The sequence below is a fragment of the Lactobacillus sp. X-49 genome (assembly GCF_057063645.1).
This window is the reverse complement of the sequence record NZ_JBXSQM010000003.1, coordinates 93,816-113,407: the sequence shown is the minus strand read 5'-3', so window position 1 is coordinate 113,407 and position 19,592 is coordinate 93,816. Positions and strand designations below refer to the sequence as shown.

The window sequence follows — 19,592 nt, the reverse complement described above, 5'->3', positions numbered from 1 at the left end:
ATACCATTCATATTGCCCAACGCACTTGAAAACATTGAACTATACGCTTCAAATGGATTATAACTCCAGATAAGCATAATTACCGCACCAACTAAAAATCCAGCTAAAATTGAAATTGTGAGCACTAAAAACTTTTTGATTCTAGGGGTTACTTTAAGCAACAGAGCTTCCTTCTTTCTTAACACCAGTCATTAATAGCCCCAGCTCTTCATCACTGGTTGTTTTTGGCATTACTTCACCAGAAATATTACCATCATGCAAAACAATAATTCGATCCGATAATTGCATAATTTCATCTAATTCATACGAAATCAGCAAAATAGCTTTACCTTTAGCTCGCTCTTGTAAGAGCTGTCGGTGAATATATTCAATTGCACCAACATCAAGACCACGTGTTGGTTGAAACGCAATAATCAAGTCACTATTTCGACTCAATTCCCGCGCAATAATTACTTTTTGTTGATTACCACCAGATAAGTCACTTACAGGCACACTGCTGCTAGTGGTACGAATATCAAATTGCTTAATCAACTGATTAGCATGCGAATTAATTACATCATGGTGCAAGACGTGATGATTAGAAAAAGGTGCTTGATAATATGATTGCAAAGCTAAATTATCCGAGATTGAAAAAGGCATAATTAAGCCATACTTTTGACGATCTGCTGGAATACATGAAACACCCGCTTCAGTGATTTCACGTACTTTTCGATTGGTCATTTCCTGTCCATTAATCAATATATGGCCAGCATTAACGTGCTGTAAGCCAGTTAATGCTCGAACCAATTCGTCTTGACCATTACCATCAATTCCTGCAACACCAAGAATTTCTCCAGCATGCAAATTAAAAGATAAGTCTTTTAATGCCATAATGTCTTGATTATTTTTAACTTGCAAATTATTAACCTGCAAGATAGTTTTACCCACTGTAGCAAGTGGTTTATCAAGACGCATATTAACATGACGCCCTACCATTAATTCTGCTAATCGATTATCAGTAACACCAGCAACATCAAATGTACCAACACTCTTGCCAGAACGAATTACAGTTACCCTATCAGCTACTCGTTTGATTTCTTCCAACTTATGAGTAATTAAAATGATTGCCTTACCTTCTTTAGATAACTCTTTCAAGATTTGAATAAACTCAGTAATTTCTTGTGGCGTTAATACAGCAGTGGGTTCATCAAAGATCATAATATCTGCGCCTCGATATAGTACTTTGAGAATTTCAACTCGTTGTTGTTGTGCTACCGTTATTTCACTAATTTTTTTATTAGGGTCAACATTTAAATTATAGCGTTGTGATAGCTCTTGAATTTGTTGAAAGGCTTTCCTAAAATCAAGTTTTGGTCCTTTAGTTGTTTCATGGCCTAAAATAATATTCTCTAAAACGGTAAAAGAATCCATTAGCATAAAATGTTGATGAACCATTCCTATCCCCAAGTCCTTAGCTACTGTCGGATTCTTGATTTTAACTTGCTGTCCACGAACCAATACTTTTCCAGAAGTAGGGGTTAATAGTCCTGACAAAATACTCATAAGGGTTGATTTACCTGCACCATTTTCACCAAGAAGAGCCAAAATTTCACCTTTTTTAAGTGTAAGATTGATATCATCATTGGCTCTTAAGCCGTCAAATTCCTTAACAATATGACGCATTTCGATTACATTAGCCGTGTTTTCCATTATTTGTTTTCCTTTTATAAAAAACTCTTTGTCACACACAAAGAGTTTTTTAAACACTCAATTATTTTTATTAGCTAACAGTTGGTTCTTCTTACTAAATCAAAAATAGGATTTTTTTAAACTACATAACACGCCAGTCACATAATTTTGTAGACATGCCCAACATACGGTCCTATAAAAATTATTTACTTGGATGAATTGGCACTTTAATTTCGTTGTCTATAATTTGTTGACGTGCTTCACGCGAATATTTCCATGCCGTATCACTTATCTGACCACGCTTAATTGAAACTCCGTTAGTCTTCAAACCATAAACCAGCTGTTGACCTCCGGGAAACTTACCTTCGTAAGCACGGTTAGCAATATCATATGTAGCTACGTCTACACCAGTAATAACAGAAGTTAAAACACAATTTTCTTTTTTACCATCTTTATTCTTGTAATTACCCAAATGTGATTGATCAACATCTACACCAATAGCCCAAACTTTTTTACCATCAGGACGGTTTTGATTGAGGGCCTTAGCTTCTTGGAAAAGACCATTACCGGCCAAACCGGAAGCGTGAAAAATAATGTCAGCTTTTTTAGCATACATTGATTGTGCAATGGCTTTTTCCTTATCAGCACTAGTAAAATCACCAACATATTGATTCAACAAAGTAATCTTCTTATGTAATTTCTTAGCCTGATCTTTAACTCCACGAGTAAATCCGGCATCAAAAAGATCAATAATATCACTATGCGTACCACCAATAAAACCAACGGTATTCGTCTTAGTTTCTGTGGCAGCAACAACACCTGCTAAATATGAAGCTTGTTCACTCTTAAAATTAGCTGAAGCAACATTCTTTTGCCCCTTAATCACATCGTCAATAATAACAAAGTTTCTTTTTGAATCCTTTTTAGCAGCGGCACTAACAGCATCTTTTAAGCTATAACCTACACCAAATATTGTTTGATATCCTGCTTTACTAGCTTGATCAAAGTTAGGTTCAAAATCAGCAGCACTACTTGATTGGAAATATTGATACCCGTTACGACCTCGATTTAAGTTGTGTTCTGAACCATATTTCTTAAATCCACGCCATGCAGACTGATTGAATGAATTATCATTAACACCTGCAGTATCGGTAATCAGAGCTATCGAGTGTTTCGCACTATTACCTGAATTTCCGCTTCCCCCCTGCTTTTTACCAGAACATGCAGTAAATGCTATCGCAGCCGCAGCTATCATTGTAGTGACAGTAAAAACTTTTTTAATCTTAGACTTCATAAATAATCCTCCTAATATTTCTTCCACTTAATAAAATATCAACATTTAGTGGTTATGTCAAAATTATGCCACAAGATAAAGTGTTGATGTGACAATGTTTTTATTTTTGCTCTAATTGCAAGTCCACCTAGGTAGAGCAAAATTTTGTATACACCAAAATTTGAAAAATAATTTTTTTACATTTAATTTTCGCAAAAGCCAAATCTTTTAATTAATACCTCGTTTTAACCCACTCGTTAAATATTCCATTCTGCCATAAATTCTTTGACAAAATTACGCATAAATTCTGTTCGCTGGTGAGCTTCTTTTCTTCCCCCCTCTGTATTCATTGTTTTTTCCAACTGGAATAATTTTTCATAAAAATGATTAATTGTTGTTTCTTGATGCTGGCGATATTGATCATGACTGAACAATTTTTGAGGTTTAATTTGTGGATCATAAATTAAATTTCCATGTGCGCCGCCATATGTAAAAGCCCGTGCAATTCCTATTGCTCCTAAACTTTCAATGCGGTCAGCATCTTGCACATAGGCGCCAGATAATGGTAATTGGTAATGGTGCTCAATGTTCTTAGAAAAAGACATATGTTGCATCGTAAATAAGATATCCTTAATCTCCAAATCTGTAAAACCAACCTGCGGTAACAGAGTCTTAATTTGCGTTAAAACTGATTCTGGAGCAGCACAAATCTTTTCATCAATCGTATCGTGTAGATAGCCTGCTGTTTGAATAATCGCCACCAATCTACTGTCAGAATGTGCATTCGGATTATCCTGCAAGTAAAGTTGACTGGCTAAATGTGCTACACGCTGTCCATGATAAAAGTCATGACCAGTCTTTTCGTCTTTTAATTGTTCTTTAACAAAATTAATTATTTTTCTTAAATCCAACTCAAGTATTCCTTTCCCTTAAACTAATTAGTTTAATGCGATAAATAGTTAATCATCCTTTGATCAGTTAATTCTAAAACCATCAAAATTTAATATTAACATATTTCGATAAGTAATTAGCATTAGCACTATATTAAAACCATCCTTAATTTATCTTAACAAAATCCGATAAATTAAAGATAACTATTTTATATGATGTTAATCAAAGCCGCTTCCCAGAGTTGAACTGAGGACCTCCTCCTTACCACGGGGGTGCTCTACCTGCTGAGCTAAAGCGGCAAGTCAATTGTAACAAAAAAATATTCGCCACGTTGGTGAATACCAAAATTTATTACAATTTTTGTATGACTGCATATCTTTACTAATTGAGCTGTAATCACAGCACTACGACATTATCAGTATCCATTTTTTTATCCACTCTGCAGTTTAATTTTGTGAATTCTTCAATACTTTTATCTCATTGCATACCTCGCTACTAACTATCAACTTTAATTGAATGTCAAAATCTTTAAACATACTTTTAGAATGGGGTTGTTCACCAAGAATTTCATATTCTTTACCCTTTATTGTTATTTATTTTTTATTGCAGTCAAAATAGCTTTTCCTATCGCTGTTGGTAGTAAATTAACTTTCAATAAATCATCAACCGCAATCCAAGATGGGAAATAAAGATTATCAGAATTTTGCCGTTTTTTTTCTTCACCACCAATTTTGGGCGCAGCAATATATGGAATTTGCTCACAAAAAAATACTTGTTCCTCAATTTGATCTGTTTTTGTGAATAAATATTCTAAATTTGTAGATACTAACTCAATTCCTAATTCTTCATGTATTTCTCGCACGGCTGTTTCTTGTGGACTTTCACGCCCTTTACTTCCGCCACCGGGAACTACCCAATAATCACGTCCATATTTAGTTCGATGAATTAACAAAACCTTATCGACTTTTTGATTATATAACACTACACGAGCTCGCATTTTTTTGCCTTTTCCAATCTAAAAACCCGCCACACAGCAATGCAGCGTGGCGGGTTCACGTTTAGTCTTTAATATTAACTAAAGTATACTTTCGCTTACCCTTACGGACGATTACGTATTTGCCCGCAAAAGCTCTATCAGGATCAATTTGATAATCAACTGATTTTTCACGATCACCATTAATATAAATGGCACCATTTGCAATATCTTCACGAGCTTGCCGTCTGGATGGTTCAATCTCTGTATCGACCAAGAAATCAACAATATTTTTTATTCCAGGTTCTGATTCAACAGTTGGAGCATTCTTAAGCCCTTGCTCAATCTGCTTAATTGATAAGTTTTTAATATCACCAGAAAACAATGAGGCTGTAATCATTTCTGCTTCAGCCAATCCTTCATCACCGTGCACAAATCTGGTTACTTCTTTAGCTAGTGTCTTTTGTGCTGTGCGTTTCCACGGCTCATTCTTAACTTGAATAGCTAAATCGTTAATTTCTTCTCGGCTTAAGAAAGTAAAGTACTTCAAATACTTAATAACATCACGATCATCTTGATTAATCCAAAATTGATAAAATTCATACGGACTGGTTTTTTCGGGATCAAGCCAGACAGCTCCACCAGCTGATTTACCAAATTTTGTACCATCGGCTTTTAGCATTAAAGGAATTGTTAGCCCAAAAGCTGGCCTTTCTGTCCCTAACAATTTATGAATCAAATCAATTCCCGCCGTAATATTGCCCCATTGATCACTACCACCAATTTGCATTTGAACATCATGGTCTTTGTTAAGATGATAAAAATCAATTGCCTGTAAAATTTGATAAGAAAATTCTGTGAAAGAAATACCATTTTCTAATCGACTGGCAACTACATCTTTATTCAGCATGTTGTTAACTTGGAAGTATTTGCCATAATCACGCAAAAAATCAATTAGACTTAATTTGTCTAGCCACTCAGCATTATTCACAATTTCAAAATTCTCGCTACCAAACAATTTTTCCATTTGCTTAGTTAAAGCCACTTCATTTTGATGCAATTTTTCTGCACTGAGTAAAACCCGCTCCGATTTTCGACCTGATGGATCACCAATATTTCCTGTCCCACCACCGATTACAATTACCGGATGATAACCAGCCAACTGAAATCTTTTTAGAATCATAAAGGGAATCAAATGACCAATATGAAGTGAGTCTCCAGTTGGATCAGTACCACAATATAGAGCTAATTCATCATGCTCTTGCAAATATTTAGCCAATCCAGCTTCGTCTGTTTGCTGATTGATTGCTCCACGCCATTTCAAATCTTCCAAAATATCAAAGTTTGCCATCTTTTTCCTCCAATAAAAAAGTCCCTAGATTCTAAATAGAATCTAGGGACGACTAAATTAATTATTTTAGCCGTGGTACCACCCACGTTTACGCTATTATCAGCGTCTCAACTACGGTCATTATTGGAACCACCCTACTTTGTATTTCACTATCATCAACCTGTCTAGCTCACACCAACCGCTAGTTCTCTGAACACTGAATTGAGATGTTACTTAACTATTACTCAAAATAATACTTATTTTTTATTGATAAGTCAATACCAATGTAGACTATTTATAAAACCCCTTGACCTGCAAACCATAAGCTTTTCCAGCAGTCATATCATACTGGATAGTTTCATAATCAGAAAGCAATTCTCTCTGCTCTTTAGTCAAATACTTCGGATCAATCACTTGACCCTTACGTCCAATTAATTCAAAACCTTTATCACCCTCAAAATTAATTGTGATTGCCGGTAATTTCTTGTGAACTTCCGTTAACAATGCTTGATATGGCGTCACTTTCGAATCAGTCTGTTGTAACATCATTGCAATGAAATCACTAGAACTAACAAAATTATTTGCCTTACGTGTCAATCTCATCTTTGCACCATGTTCACGTGCATATTTATTTGAGTAAATAAAGTAACGCGTTGAGTGCATTTGAACTGGGTATTTCGCAGTGTAGCTTTGTGAAAGAATACTTGGATAGTGATCACCATAAAAGACCAGCGTGATCGGTTTTTTAATCTTATCAATTTCATTCACGAACTGCTTAACGGCCCGATCAGTGTATTGAGTTCCTTTAACATAAGTTGCCATCTGTTCACGAACACCTGATGAATTGAATAAATCACCAGAAATTTTACCCATGTATTCATTATTCGGGTACCAGTTATTATATGGCATATGATTCTGAATAGAAATCAAATTGATAAATTGGCCACCTTGACGAGAATTAATTTGGTGTAAGCCGTTAGCATAAGTAGTGAAATCTGAATTATAACCACTACGACCCAATTTTTTCTGGTCAATAATCTTATATTTAGAGCCAGTATAAATAAATTTGTCAAACTTAAATCTGTGATAATCTTCTTGTCTTGAATAGTACGTTCCAATAAATGGATGAACCGCAGATTTGTAGTCAAAGTTCATTCCAATTGTAGGATAAAATTCATAATTAGGAACAACCTGAACATATGGTGTCAGGGTTGACTTAAACATCCCCATGTTCAGACCAGTCAATGTTTCCCATTCCATATTGGCAGTTCCACCACCATAACCGGCACTTAGCATCGTACCATAAGAAGAACGAGACTTCATTGATTCGATAAACTTAACTGGGTTAGGCACAGAATGTTCAAATCTAATAGTCGGAAAAGTGTTAGGATCAACAAAACTTTCACTCAAATTAAAGACGATCGTCTGATCACGCAGATCATTTTTTCTACCCTTGTTAATTTGAGCTGCTACTTTTGTATATTTTTGATCCAATTGCTTAATCGCTGAAGCAGAATAACCCGTTGGTTCATCCATGATTTGTAAATCAATATAATTCAAGAAGTTTAATACAGGACCGTTAACTTGAATATCACGTTCTGGATTACGAAACTTCTGTTTATTATCAAAACCACGGTTAATGTGGTAAATCATTCCACCATCGTGATTCAAACGAAATGGGGTCATGAACAGTAGCAAACTAAGCAATGCCCATATACCACGATGTTTCCATGATCCTCGTTTCTTGATTGAAAATTTACATTCCAAAAAGACATCAAGTGCAACTATAACAACTATTGCGATCAAGATTGCAATTACGGTTGTCTTGCCAATCATTGGTAACAAAGTACGCCAATTAACAATTTCACTTAATTCAGTCGGATAAATTGGCTCACCACGAAGGATTAATTTGATCTTATTAGCAACAGCCCAACCAATTGCAATTAGACTGACCAACATATTAGAAGTCCAATATCGTGTAGTCACAAAATATAGAATAGAAAACAATGCATCTAGAAAGATTGTTGTCAAAATAATGGCGAAAAATCTTGTTCCGAGCAAGTAAACGATCGCATTAATCGTTGATGCAGTGCTAATTTGGATACGCAATTTATCTGATTCAATTAAAAATGAACCAAAACTCAATATATAGAACCAAGTCCAAGTAAGAAGGTTAACACGATTAGTTACAATAAATTTAGCAAAAATTGACCAAGCTCGTTCACATATTTTAGCTAAATTAGATTCATGATCAAGATAATTAATGGTTCGAGCAAATGGCTTAATTTTAAATAAATATCGTTCAAGCACATCATCCCAAACAATAACTACTATAAACATTATCATAAGCATCAACAGCTTATTAACAGTTGATGAACCTGTGAAACGAAATGCATTCATGAATTTAGGAGAGATTGGCGCATCCATAAACATAATTACTGGAATCAAATAGCGCATTTGCCGCGGGCTAAAAGTCACAATAATCTTTTTAAAGATAAGAAAAACAGCAATAACCAATAAAAACATGAATGGGGATGATGGATTGTTTAAGAATTCACGATTCCAGTCACCGCCACCATTTCCAGAAATAATTTGCGACCAATAAACGGCATCAAAGCCAGATACTCCAATTACAACAATAAAAAACGAAAGTAGTCCAATAATTACAGATAAGGTCAGTAATTTACCATCAATCGAAACATTGGATAGGAACATGCCCCAAGCAAAAAAGAGCACTAAATAAAGACCATAAAATGAATATTGAAATGACAAATTACCCGCACTTAAAGCAAAACCTAAAAGCGTAAGCAGACTCAGTATCAGTAACTTCTGCTTTTCGGTTTGTTTACCGAGTAAGTCATATAAATACGGCTGTAGCAAAAGACTAAAAAATAACCCAGCAAATAAAACTGAAGTACTGGCAATAATCGGGAACAACATCCCCCATACTCGCCACATATTAAAGCTACTAGGCAATTTGAAGAAGAAAATAATGTAGTACACAATCAGCGTTACACTAGCAAGTAACCAGCATTTAAAACTTTCACTGACGCTCAGCTTTTTCTTGCTATAAACAGCACCAAAAACCATTGGTACAATCATTAAAGTTGCATTATGCAACATATTCGGTATAAAGCGAATAAAAGAATAATGTGCTCTAGAAGCAATTCCTTTCAAACTGTACATTTGTACTAGCATGAAAAGAGTTGCTACTAGAAGACAAACAATCTTGGCAGCTTTTAACGTTTTTTTATTTTTATTCATATTTCCAGTACATATCCTAACTAAAAGTAATGTTATTAATGAATTCGTCTTATACTTTATTATGTACAAGACATTCACTCTTTACCTTTACTCAGTAAAGAATTCTTGCAAATCACGCCTCAACTTTGAAGCCATGATTAATGTGACAGTCCCTGACACAATGACCTTTTCCTTAATCTGCATAATACAAGCTAAACCGCAGCCTAAACACTAAAGGAAAATTATTAAGTTTCGTATTCTTATCACCGATAGCAAAGTAATCAACAGTGCTGCTACGACAGCTTGGATATCTACATCACTACTAGCAATAAGCAACAACTTACCCTCTTGCTGCCTTTAGAATGATTCCAAAAGGAAAATATATCCTAAAATTAGTCCTAAACTCGAACAAATCAGTTCAATTTCCTTTGAAATAAATAATTGATCGGAATTAAACAAGTAGCTATCTTTAATAAGCCACTAATTCAAGTTATAATTCCCATTTTCTCTCAAATGGCAACCGTATTGGTAAACCCAACTCTAGCGTAATCTTGAAGAGCAATGCTACCCACAAACAACAACTAATCAGATACATGTCCAATTAAAGCTACATAAAGATGGGCCATCAATTTTCACCTTCTTCCTGCAGATCCCAATAGTCTTGATAAATATTATAATCTTGAGTAGCAGGATTAGTAAAATCAAAACCATGAGCTTTATTACGCTGATTTTGATAAGTTTCATTATTTTTAATCTGTTCAGGTTCTAATCCCAATTCTAAGCGTAAATAATCAGACACTCGTTGTAATTCCTGAGTCGACTGAACCTGATAAGAAGCACCTTCAATTGTGGCATTATGCCCATGAAGGTAATCATTTTTAACATTTTTAGTTGAATTGCGATAATTAAAAGCAATCTGCTGCAAAGCATCAAATGGTAAGTTGGTTTTTACATTACCAGAAATTGAAGTCAAAACTGAGTCCAATTTAGTTAATGTGTTGAGTGCTACCGCTTTTTTAATTAGCGTTGTAATTACTTGTCGCTGACGCTTCTGTCTGCCATAGTCTCCTTGCGGATCATCATAACGCATCCGTGAGTATGCCAAAGCACCACCGCCACCCATATGAGTTAACTGACCTTTTTTAAAAATATAGCCACCATACTCAAAACTAAGCGTTGGTCGTATCTTGATTCCACCAACATAGCGAATCAAACGCATTATGCCTTTCATATTAACTAAGGCATAATACTTGATTGGTATATTGACCAACTTAGAAACACTGGCCATTGACATTGCTACCCCACCCAATGGATATGCTGCATTAATTTTTTCGATCTGGAACTTTTTTGTACCAACCATTTGTGCCATCGTGTCACGTGGTACAGACATTAGTGTATAACGCTCTTTTTGCGGATTAACAACAGCAATAATGATTGTATCAGTGTTACCAATCTTTTCGGTACGATCAAGAGCTCCCGTATCCGTACCCATTAACAATACCGCAAACTTTTTCTTGCCGTTAAATTCACCCTTTTTTATCTGAACCTGATTATTGTTATCATAGGTATCATCAACTGCATTCTTGGTTCGACAATAAATATAAGCAGAGTATGCTACTACTGCGACAATTGCAAAAAACAAAATGATCGATATCCATTTTAAGAGACTCTTTTTCTTGTTGTAATCCTTTGCGTGTATTTCAACCCGACTTTTCTTCGGATGATTATCGTTGTGATCCATATTCTTCGTTTACCCAATTTTTAATTACAATGAGTATATTATAGCAAAAAAAACAAGCCGTTGCTGGCTTGTTTCTTGTATCTTATTAAAATCATTAACTTATTAATTCGCAGTTAATGTCATCGTAAATTCTGTACTTTGATTACCATTCAATATTTCATCATTCGTTGTAGCAATAAAATTTTTATCTTTTAAAACTAGTGTAAGATTTGTAGAAGCAAATTTCACTTTAATATCCATTTTGCTCAACTCAAATTCATTAATATTTTCTTTAATATCCCATTCTTCAGAAATTGGCAAAAGAAATTTTAATGAAAAAGGCATCTCTTTATGAGAATTGTTTTTCAAATAACATTTAATATTGATACGATTTTCCTCAAGTACATAGGATACAATCACTTCAAAATGATATGGAAACTTTTTATAACTTGCACTGTTATCAATTAGAGTTAAACTAACTCTTGCATCTCCTTTATCAACGACCGTCCATGGCAGAAGTTCGGCCAAATTTTTTTCATCTTGACCATTTTCTGCAAAGACAATCTTCAACCTATTTTGCGTGTCGCCATCTTTAAAATAATCAGACTGGTTATTCTTTGAAACAAGATTAACCAGTTGTGCTCCCTTTTCATCCACAGCAACTTGCAAGACGGAACTTTCAATTATTTGCATAACTTTCTCCAAACTTTCTCCTCCCTAGAAAATATCACTTTGATGGCATCAATTCAAGCTTAAAATTAATTCAAATTCTTCATTAATATAAAAAACACATTTATCAAGAATAGATAAGTAAAGCTAAATTAGCAATTATTCTATTAAAAACATTAAAATTATTAGCAAATTTCACTTTGATATATTATAATAATAGTGTTCCCGAGAATTATAAAATTAGTTTTTGGAACAAGTTAATAAGAAAACATCCCAAAGATATCTTTGGGATGTTTTTTTGAACAATTTTTTCTTATCTATTAAATATCCATATTAAAAATTCTTACTTTACATCTTTTTTGAATAGGCGCCATCCACTCAAAATTACAGTTACTAAGCAAATAATTGTTGAAATGATAAAAACTACGTGCATACCATAAATAAAGATCTCTGGTTGTTTAGGTAAATATGCGGTCACACGAGAGCCCTTTGCATGACTCATTGCCGCAAAAAGAACAGTTGTTGCGCTGGAAATTCCGATAACCATACCTAAATTTCTTGAAAGCGAGTTAATACTACCAGCAACACCTAAATCTTTCTGTTCAACAGAACTCATTACTAACGAATTATTTGGTGAACTGAAAATACCACTTCCAAGTCCCATGATGGCAATACTAATAATGAATAACCAAATTGACGAATTAAGGTTACACAAGGTATAACCAATTTGGCTAATTAGTAATAAAACTAAGCCAATAAAGGTAATCAATTTAGGACCAATTTTATCAGATAGCGTACCAGCAATAGGAGCCGCAAAAAGCTGAACAACTGGCAAAATCATTAAAATATAACCTGTTTGACTTGGAGCCAAGCTACGCGCATTTTCTAAATAAAAAGGAGTAACAACATTAAAGAAAAAGTTCGTTATAAAAATTAACAGTGCACACAATAAACTAATCGAAAAGTCAGGATTTTTAAACAAGTTAAATTGCAATAGCGGGTTTTCAGTATGGTTTTCAACAGAAACAAACCAGACAAAGCTGATAATTCCAATTATCAATAACGCTAAAACTGGCAAAGCTGTGAAGCCAAGCTGCTGACCTAAGAAAATTCCGCCGAATAAAGTAATCATTCCTAAAGCAAAACCAACTGAACCACTCTTATCAAGAGGAGCATTAGTAAATGTAATATCTTTAGGAAGATAAATTGCACCAATAATCGCAGCAATAATTCCAACGGGAACATTTAACCAAAAAATGTATGACCACGAAAGTTTACTCAAAATTAGGCCACCAAGACCAGGGCCTGCAATCGAACCCAGAGCCACAAAAGAACCAATTGTTCCTAGAGCTTTACCTCGTTCAGTCGAAGGAAAAATTTCTGTAATAATTCCGTTATTAGTGGCCATTGTCATCGCCGCACCAACTGCTTGAATAGCCCGTGCCAATAATAAGAACGGTAAATTGATTTTAATACCAGACAACAATGAACCTGCAATAAAGAAAATAGCTCCAAAACGAAAAATTTTTATTTTTCCTTGCAGGTCACTTAACTTTCCAAAAAATAAAATAAAACTACAAACAACAATTAAGTAAAGAGAAACAACCCATTCCGATTGACTCATCGGAATTCGTAAATCATTACTAATTACTGGTAATGCAATATTAACAATTGTTCCATCAAGTGTAGACATAAATGTAAATAGCCCAACAGCTACTAATATCCACCACCGATTTTTTTGCACCTTTTCGTTAGTTTGGTAACTTACAGTTTGCGACATTTTTACCAATCTCCTCAATTCAAATTTTAGTTAGGTACCTTATTTGATTAAATTATACACTTATTTTTGCAGTTGCCAAGTAGCAAAAAACAGCCACATTGATAATGTGACCGCTTTTACTTCTCATATAAGTACACTAAATACTAATTTTTAAAAATCATGAGCATGATAATAATATTTTTCGCACATCCCGAGGAGATTCGGCTTTGAGTAATCGTTCGACATTATTGTTGTCGCGGACAATATCAACTAATTGCTCCAAAGCTTTTTCATGTTCATGCTTTAATCCCGGTGAAAGAACAAATAAGCAAGTAACAGAAGCATATTGATTACATGTATTTATTTCTAATGAATGATCAAATAGAATCAACGACAAACCAATGTTTTTATTGCTAATACTAGGCGCAGCATGAGCTAAAAAAATATCATTAGCAATTAACATATAAGGTCCATATTGATTAATCAATTGTACGATTTTTTCAAAATAATACTGGTCAATAATTCCATCTCGTTCAAGTAAATTACATCCCAACTGAAGTGCTTTTTGCCAAGTTAAATCGGTAGTATTATTATGGTAAACCATGATGCGTTCAGTAGGTAATATACTACCTAATGTCGGTAAATTAGATTTCTTTACTTTTTTGCTTTTAGGGAAAATAAAATGATCAATGCTTTGTCTAAGTCCACTTTCATCCTTAACATCTGCATATTCATTTATAATTGATACTAAACTATTTACTACACTAGTATTATGCTCTACCTTAAGTGGATACTTCTGGCGCAAAATATTTTCAATTAGACTTTGATCATGCTTAGTTATAACTGCTCTAACATTAACTACAGGAATAGGATATTTTGTACTAGATAATATTGCTGTGCTAATAATCAATTTTGCTTGGTAATCATGTTTAAATATGTTAGGTAAATCTCGTATCTCAAGAGGTAAAGAAAATTTAATTAAGGGATACATCTTTCTGAGTTCTTGATAAAGCATCGCTGAAGTACCTATACCACTCGAGCAAACCACTAATACATCAGCTAGTGAAGCTCTTCTAAATTTATCGCTATTGGTTAAATCATGGTAATTTTTTTGACTAACCGATCCTAAATAAAGACATATCAGTGCTATTTCTTCACTTGGCAATTTTTTTCTTAAATAATTTTCTAATGGAGCACATGCAATCGTAGTAAACTTAATTAATTCTGGATATTGTCGTTTAATTTCATCTACTTCACTTGAAGAAAATGGTACGTCAAATTTCACTCTAAAAAAAGTAGCATATAAATGATTACATAAAACCTTAGTAAATAATTTATAAGAAATTTGTTGTTCAGTTAATTGTTCATATCTAAAAATAATATCCTGAGCAATATTATTTAAATCCTTATATAAATTTTTATTAACACAATTAACTTCTGTAGCTTGTGAACAAAGTATAATTTTACTAAAAAAAACTATTTCACCATTGCAAACTTTTTCCCCAATAAGTGACCGCAATAAATCTTCACATGTTGTCAAAACATTTGTCGTATTGGTTGCTATCCAATTATATTCTGAATCTTCTTGAATAGTAAATTTTTTTAATATTCTCCACTTTATAAAAACCAACAAATAGGCTAACTGTTCTATTGAATTTTCTGAAAAATTAATTTTCATTCGTTGTTGGGTATTAATGACTAGTTGCCTAGCTTTTGAAATAGAATAACGTAAGTCTTTAATAAAAGAATAAGTTAACCTATTTTGATAAAGTAATAATTTATAAATTGTTAATCTAATTGCCACTTCATTACCAGTAATTTTATGACCCATTCTAGAGCTAGCAATTTTTAATTGAGGAAACCTTCCATTAATTGTCTTAAAATCTTTAATGATGGTGTTACGAGAACAATTAAATTTCTTAGCTAATTTATTAATAGATAAATAATCATCTTGTATTAACAATAAAATAATAACCGTTTGACGATCAATAGAATGTAAATTGTTTTCATAATTATAATCTTGTTTTGAAACCATTATGTTACGTTCATTAATCAATTTTTTTCTTGTACGATTCGTAATTTTATAACCATACCTAGGAACATTAACAATTTCATCTAAATTATGCTTACGTAAATTTTGATTGATTGTTTCTAACCAATTAAAAGCAGTTCTCCGAGATATGTTAAAAGTTTCAATAATTTCTTTTAAGCTAACAAAATCTGATGATTTAATTAAATAATTTAATAATCGATTAGCCCTAATCAAACTGGTAGAATTGCTTGCCACCACGTTTATCACCCTTCAAATTTAGTAACATAGCAATTTGCCCAAAATATCACAGACTTAATTTATCAATTACTTCATTTATTACTTGATCAATACCAATATTGGTTAATAATGGAAGTCCATTAATAACTGGTGTACTAACTGCATCATTATCATATTGAGTTGTCGTTATAACTAGGTCATAATCATTTGCAAGTGATTCTACTTGAGCAACTGATGACTGACCTAACGTATATTTGTTTTCTGAAATACCTCTCTTAGATAATTCTTCTTGTAACTTATTCATTGCCGATGTACTAGTAACAACACCTGCTCCACATGCAACTAAAATCTTTTTCATAAAAATTACTCCTTAAAACCTTTTTATTTTTTTACTGCCATTTGTTTTTCTTCTGCAATAATTTTTGTTCTGTTCCACCAGCATAATCCTAAAATCAAAACAATTCCTACTATATACGCTACCAATTTAAATGGGGCTACTTGAACAATCAACCATGGATATGGATTTGAACCATAATCAATACTAGAAATCAATGATGAGCCTTTAGGAATACTAAAATGAGCTGCTATTGCACATTTAGTAATTAATGGTGCCAAATTAGTACCAATCCATAACCCTAATACGACATTAATCGCACCAATAATAAATGATCTAAAGAAATCACCATGAGTAATTGATACAATTAGTGGAAACATAAATACGAATCCAACAAGTCCAATTGTCGGTAAGAATTGATTACCTGGTAAAATGAAAGCAAATAATAAAGCAACCGGAATCATTAAAGTAGCACATGCCAAAACAACTGGACTACCTATACCTACGGCAGTATCCATTCCAATATAAATTTTTCTTTTACCTGAAAACTTCTTTTGGGTAAATGCTTGAATTGCATTTGATACCGGTACAACACCTTGTAACAGTAACGCAGCCATTTTAGGTGTAATAATCATTACTGCCGATAAGGTTACACCCATCAACATTATCTTACCTAATTTAGTAGCTACACTCATTCCTGGAATAAAGCCATAAGCCAAAATTCCAATAATAATACCAATAGCGAATCCTAAAAGAGTAGGCTCACCCCATGAACCAAATTTTTTATTAAAATCTTTAGCATCCATATGGATCTTGTTAATTCCAGGAATTTTATCAATAATCCAGTTAAATACAATGGCAATCGGAACAAATGAACCGGCATATCCATGAGGAATTGAAATTCCTGGCAATCCTAAATATTTTTCAGAAAGTGGTGCAGTTCTATCCGCAGTTACCATTATCACAATCATATTTACACTAGCTAAAAAAAGGCTAAGTACAATATCTTTAGTTAAAGCGTATACTAATGATCCACTGAATGCAAAATGCCAAAAGTCCCAAATATCAACATCTATTGTTGATGTAGTTTTTGTTAATAACATCAAAACATTTATAGCAATTCCAAGAGGAATCATACTTACACCAACAGCTGTACCATATGCAATAGCTGATGCTGATGGCCAGCCAACATCAATTACTTGCAAATTTAAGTGCATAACTTGGATCATATTTTTAATGGCCGGATTCATTACATCAGTTAAAATAGAAACAGTAGCATTTAATCCAATAAATCCGATCCCCACCATTAAGCCACCACGTAGCGCTTTTGTAAAAGGAACTCTTACACATAAGCCAAATATCAACATAATAATTGGAATTAGAACAGTTGGACCTAAACCAACAATATACATAATGAAATCAATGATAGGTTTCATAAATATTTCCTCCCATAAACTTTATTTAAATTTGCTTTGAAATAGCTTTATATAATTCAACATTATTTTTAAGTTGTATTAAATTACTTAATAAATCTTGGTTTTGAAATAGCGCCATTAATTTTTGTAACATTTTTACCTGTCCATGAGATGTTTTTAATGCTAGCATTACCACAATCTGGACTTCCAAAGTTTCATTTGTAATGGCCATATTATGAAATTTTATAGGATGAGCTAAAGTTGCAAAGGCAATAGCAGCTTCATTGACATACTGAATATCAGTATGAGGAATAGCAACGGCAATTTCACCACTAGGTAATCCAGTAGGATGAACTTGCTCTCTGTCTTTAACGGCTTGCTCAAATGTATCTTTAACTTTCCCTTGTTTTTTCAATTGTTGGGCTAAATAATGAATAATTTCATCACTGCTATTAAGATTTATTCTTGCAAAAACTAATGATTGATTTAAAAGTTCCATCAATTCACTTCTTTCTTTATTGTTTCTTTTTAAATTTAAGCACTTACAAAATCAATTTTTAAGTCAATTACATGACAAAATTTAGTGCAATCAATTAACTATTAAAGTTATTATTTTTTGCATGTAATTTTGATACAGGATTATTTTGTCCATAATACGCAGCTTTTCCATGCTTACGATAATAGTGCTTGTTTAACAAATAATGTGGTAACTCACAATTTGCTCGTGTTAATTGCATAGTATGATAATCTTCTTCTGCTACTGTCTCTAGCACTTTGGCATTATAAACCGCCTTTTCAGGCGTTTCTCCCCAACAAAAAGGTCCATGATGACTAATAAGTACACCAGGTGTCGCTTTATAATCAAGATTTCTTTCTTCAAAAGTACGGACAATTGAAACACCAGTATATTTTTCATAATCTGATGCAATTTCACTTTGAGAAAGAGAATCAGAAACTGGAATTGCATCATAAAACGTATCAGCATGAGTCGTATTCATTGCTGGAATATCCATTTTAGCTGCAGCAAACGATACGGCCCATGGAGAATGTGTATGTGCAATGCCGCCAATTTCTCCAAATTTACGATATAAAATAACATGAGTTGGAGTATCACTTGATGGATTTAGATCACCTTCGATTATTCTACCCTGCAGATTAATTACAACCATGTCTTGAGGTTTCAATTGTTGGTAATCAACTCCAGATGGTTTTATAACAAATAAACCACTTTCTCTATCGATTCCTGAAACATTACCCCAAGTAAATGTAACTAATCCTAACTGCGGTAATTGCATATTTGCTTTATAAACCTTTTCTTTTAGTTTTTCTAACATTTATTTACCTTCTTTCTTTAGATTTCAATATGTTCTCTTAAAATTATTTAACTATTTTATAAGTCATGCTTTAAGTCAAGATTTATACTTATTTTTAGTGCAACCGATTAACTAATAATTTTCTACAAAACAAAAAGCACACCATATATAGTGTGCTTAAAATTCAATATATTATTATCTCTTTGAGCATCTATATCCTGCCCTAATTGCTTCTTTTTCAGAGTTAAAATATATCGCATTAACCATATTTAGACGATAACTATGTTGCCCAGGTACATGATAAATTTTTGAATTACGGTTGCCAATAATTCTTTTAGTTCCTGTTTCTATGTACCGATGTATTTTATGTAAATAATTACGGGATTGTCTGTGATACCCTTTAGCTTGAACTACCATTGTTGGTTGAAGAATGTCTTTATCTAGAAGATTGATCAAACCACAACTACTTAGTAATAGCAATACAGGTAATAATATTTTTAATAGTCGATTTTTCATTTAAGTACCTCAATCAATAATTAAATATCACTTATATTATTATAACAAATCATTAAATCATGTCGAAACACTATAAGTATTTTTGGCTAGTTCTTTTAGCTTTTAATTATATTTATCAAAAATTCTTCCACTTACTTGATAATCAATAACTTACTGGCTAAATCATAAAAGTTAGCTTTGACCCATTATCTTGGTAAACAAACAATTTTGTATTACAAT

14 protein-coding genes, 1 tRNA gene and 2 pseudogenes are annotated in these 19,592 nt (G+C 33.1%); all 17 read right to left on the bottom strand.

Annotated elements, in window-relative coordinates; genetic code table 11:
• A pseudogene (locus ACYIAQ_RS02970) lies at positions 1 to 161 on the bottom strand (ABC transporter permease); the annotation flags it as partial.
• Complete coding sequence (locus ACYIAQ_RS02965; RefSeq protein WP_483562511.1) at positions 154 to 1,689, bottom strand: ABC transporter ATP-binding protein; 1,536 nt, start codon at positions 1,687 to 1,689, stop codon at positions 154 to 156. The gene ACYIAQ_RS02965 and the pseudogene ACYIAQ_RS02970, both read right to left, overlap by 8 nt.
• A 181-nt stretch (positions 1,690 to 1,870) precedes the next feature.
• A complete protein-coding gene (locus tag ACYIAQ_RS02960) occupies positions 1,871 to 2,962 on the bottom strand; it encodes a BMP family lipoprotein (RefSeq protein WP_483562510.1) in 1,092 nt (363 codons plus the stop codon).
• A 236-nt stretch (positions 2,963 to 3,198) separates the two neighbouring features.
• Positions 3,199 to 3,852 (bottom strand): HD domain-containing protein, encoded by a 654-nt coding sequence (locus ACYIAQ_RS02955; protein ID WP_483562509.1) that lies wholly within the window; start codon positions 3,850 to 3,852, stop codon positions 3,199 to 3,201.
• 206 nt (positions 3,853 to 4,058) lie between these two features.
• Positions 4,059 to 4,131: transfer RNA gene (locus ACYIAQ_RS02950), tRNA-Thr, on the bottom strand.
• A gap of 290 nt (positions 4,132 to 4,421) precedes the next feature.
• A complete protein-coding gene (locus ACYIAQ_RS02945) occupies positions 4,422 to 4,829 on the bottom strand; it encodes an NUDIX domain-containing protein (RefSeq protein ID WP_483562508.1) in 408 nt (135 codons plus the stop codon).
• A 61-nt stretch (positions 4,830 to 4,890) separates the two neighbouring features.
• The gene (gene tyrS / locus ACYIAQ_RS02940; RefSeq protein ID WP_483562507.1) at positions 4,891 to 6,156 is read right to left on the bottom strand and encodes a tyrosine--tRNA ligase; all 1,266 of its coding nucleotides are present in this window, start codon (positions 6,154 to 6,156) and stop codon (positions 4,891 to 4,893) included.
• 270 nt (positions 6,157 to 6,426) lie between these two features.
• Positions 6,427 to 9,399, bottom strand: coding sequence for an LTA synthase family protein (locus tag ACYIAQ_RS02935; RefSeq protein ID WP_483562506.1), 2,973 nt, complete (start codon positions 9,397 to 9,399; stop codon positions 6,427 to 6,429).
• 604 nt (positions 9,400 to 10,003) lie between these two features.
• A complete protein-coding gene (locus ACYIAQ_RS02930; RefSeq protein ID WP_483562505.1) occupies positions 10,004 to 11,119 on the bottom strand; it encodes an LCP family glycopolymer transferase in 1,116 nt (371 codons plus the stop codon).
• Positions 11,120 to 11,221: 102 nt separating this feature from the next.
• The gene (locus tag ACYIAQ_RS02925) at positions 11,222 to 11,803 is read right to left on the bottom strand and encodes an aldose epimerase family protein (protein WP_483562504.1); all 582 of its coding nucleotides are present in this window, start codon (positions 11,801 to 11,803) and stop codon (positions 11,222 to 11,224) included.
• A gap of 307 nt (positions 11,804 to 12,110) precedes the next feature.
• On the bottom strand, positions 12,111 to 13,547 hold the full coding sequence (locus ACYIAQ_RS02920; RefSeq protein WP_483562503.1) for an MFS transporter: 1,437 nt from the start codon (positions 13,545 to 13,547) through the stop codon (positions 12,111 to 12,113).
• 157 nt (positions 13,548 to 13,704) lie between these two features.
• Positions 13,705 to 15,813: a BglG family transcription antiterminator gene (locus ACYIAQ_RS02915; RefSeq protein WP_483562502.1), complete on the bottom strand. Its 2,109-nt coding sequence runs from the start codon at positions 15,811 to 15,813 to the stop codon at positions 13,705 to 13,707.
• A 49-nt stretch (positions 15,814 to 15,862) separates the two neighbouring features.
• Complete coding sequence (locus ACYIAQ_RS02910; protein ID WP_122019012.1) at positions 15,863 to 16,153, bottom strand: PTS sugar transporter subunit IIB; 291 nt, start codon at positions 16,151 to 16,153, stop codon at positions 15,863 to 15,865.
• A gap of 23 nt (positions 16,154 to 16,176) precedes the next feature.
• Positions 16,177 to 17,565 carry a PTS galactitol transporter subunit IIC gene (locus ACYIAQ_RS02905; RefSeq protein ID WP_122019014.1) on the bottom strand — a complete coding sequence of 463 codons (1,389 nt, stop codon included), beginning with the start codon at positions 17,563 to 17,565 and terminating at the stop codon, positions 16,177 to 16,179.
• Between the two features lie 25 nt (positions 17,566 to 17,590).
• A complete protein-coding gene (locus ACYIAQ_RS02900) occupies positions 17,591 to 18,043 on the bottom strand; it encodes a PTS sugar transporter subunit IIA (protein ID WP_122019016.1) in 453 nt (150 codons plus the stop codon).
• Positions 18,044 to 18,137: 94 nt separating this feature from the next.
• Complete coding sequence (locus ACYIAQ_RS02895) at positions 18,138 to 18,878, bottom strand: L-ribulose-5-phosphate 4-epimerase (RefSeq protein WP_122019018.1); 741 nt, start codon at positions 18,876 to 18,878, stop codon at positions 18,138 to 18,140.
• A gap of 174 nt (positions 18,879 to 19,052) precedes the next feature.
• A pseudogene (locus tag ACYIAQ_RS02890) lies at positions 19,053 to 19,196 on the bottom strand (sunset domain-containing protein); the annotation flags it as partial.
• Positions 19,197 to 19,592: the final 396 nt, after the last annotated feature.

What these genes read in the sequence shown, in the direction of transcription:
- ACYIAQ_RS02965 (WP_483562511.1), bottom strand. Translation starts at nt 1,689, where the DNA reads ATGGAAAACACGGCTAATGTAATCGAAATGCGTCATATTGTTAAGGAA.
- ACYIAQ_RS02960 (WP_483562510.1), bottom strand. Translation starts at nt 2,962, where the DNA reads ATGAAGTCTAAGATTAAAAAAGTTTTTACTGTCACTACAATGATAGCT.
- ACYIAQ_RS02945 (WP_483562508.1), bottom strand. Translation starts at nt 4,829, where the DNA reads ATGCGAGCTCGTGTAGTGTTATATAATCAAAAAGTCGATAAGGTTTTG.
- tyrS (WP_483562507.1), bottom strand. Translation starts at nt 6,156, where the DNA reads ATGGCAAACTTTGATATTTTGGAAGATTTGAAATGGCGTGGAGCAATC.
- ACYIAQ_RS02935 (WP_483562506.1), bottom strand. Translation starts at nt 9,399, where the DNA reads ATGAATAAAAATAAAAAAACGTTAAAAGCTGCCAAGATTGTTTGTCTT.
- ACYIAQ_RS02930 (WP_483562505.1), bottom strand. Translation starts at nt 11,119, where the DNA reads ATGGATCACAACGATAATCATCCGAAGAAAAGTCGGGTTGAAATACAC.
- ACYIAQ_RS02920 (WP_483562503.1), bottom strand. Translation starts at nt 13,547, where the DNA reads ATGTCGCAAACTGTAAGTTACCAAACTAACGAAAAGGTGCAAAAAAAT.
- ACYIAQ_RS02910 (WP_122019012.1), bottom strand. Translation starts at nt 16,153, where the DNA reads ATGAAAAAGATTTTAGTTGCATGTGGAGCAGGTGTTGTTACTAGTACA.
- ACYIAQ_RS02905 (WP_122019014.1), bottom strand. Translation starts at nt 17,565, where the DNA reads ATGAAACCTATCATTGATTTCATTATGTATATTGTTGGTTTAGGTCCA.
- ACYIAQ_RS02900 (WP_122019016.1), bottom strand. Translation starts at nt 18,043, where the DNA reads ATGGAACTTTTAAATCAATCATTAGTTTTTGCAAGAATAAATCTTAAT.
- ACYIAQ_RS02895 (WP_122019018.1), bottom strand. Translation starts at nt 18,878, where the DNA reads ATGTTAGAAAAACTAAAAGAAAAGGTTTATAAAGCAAATATGCAATTA.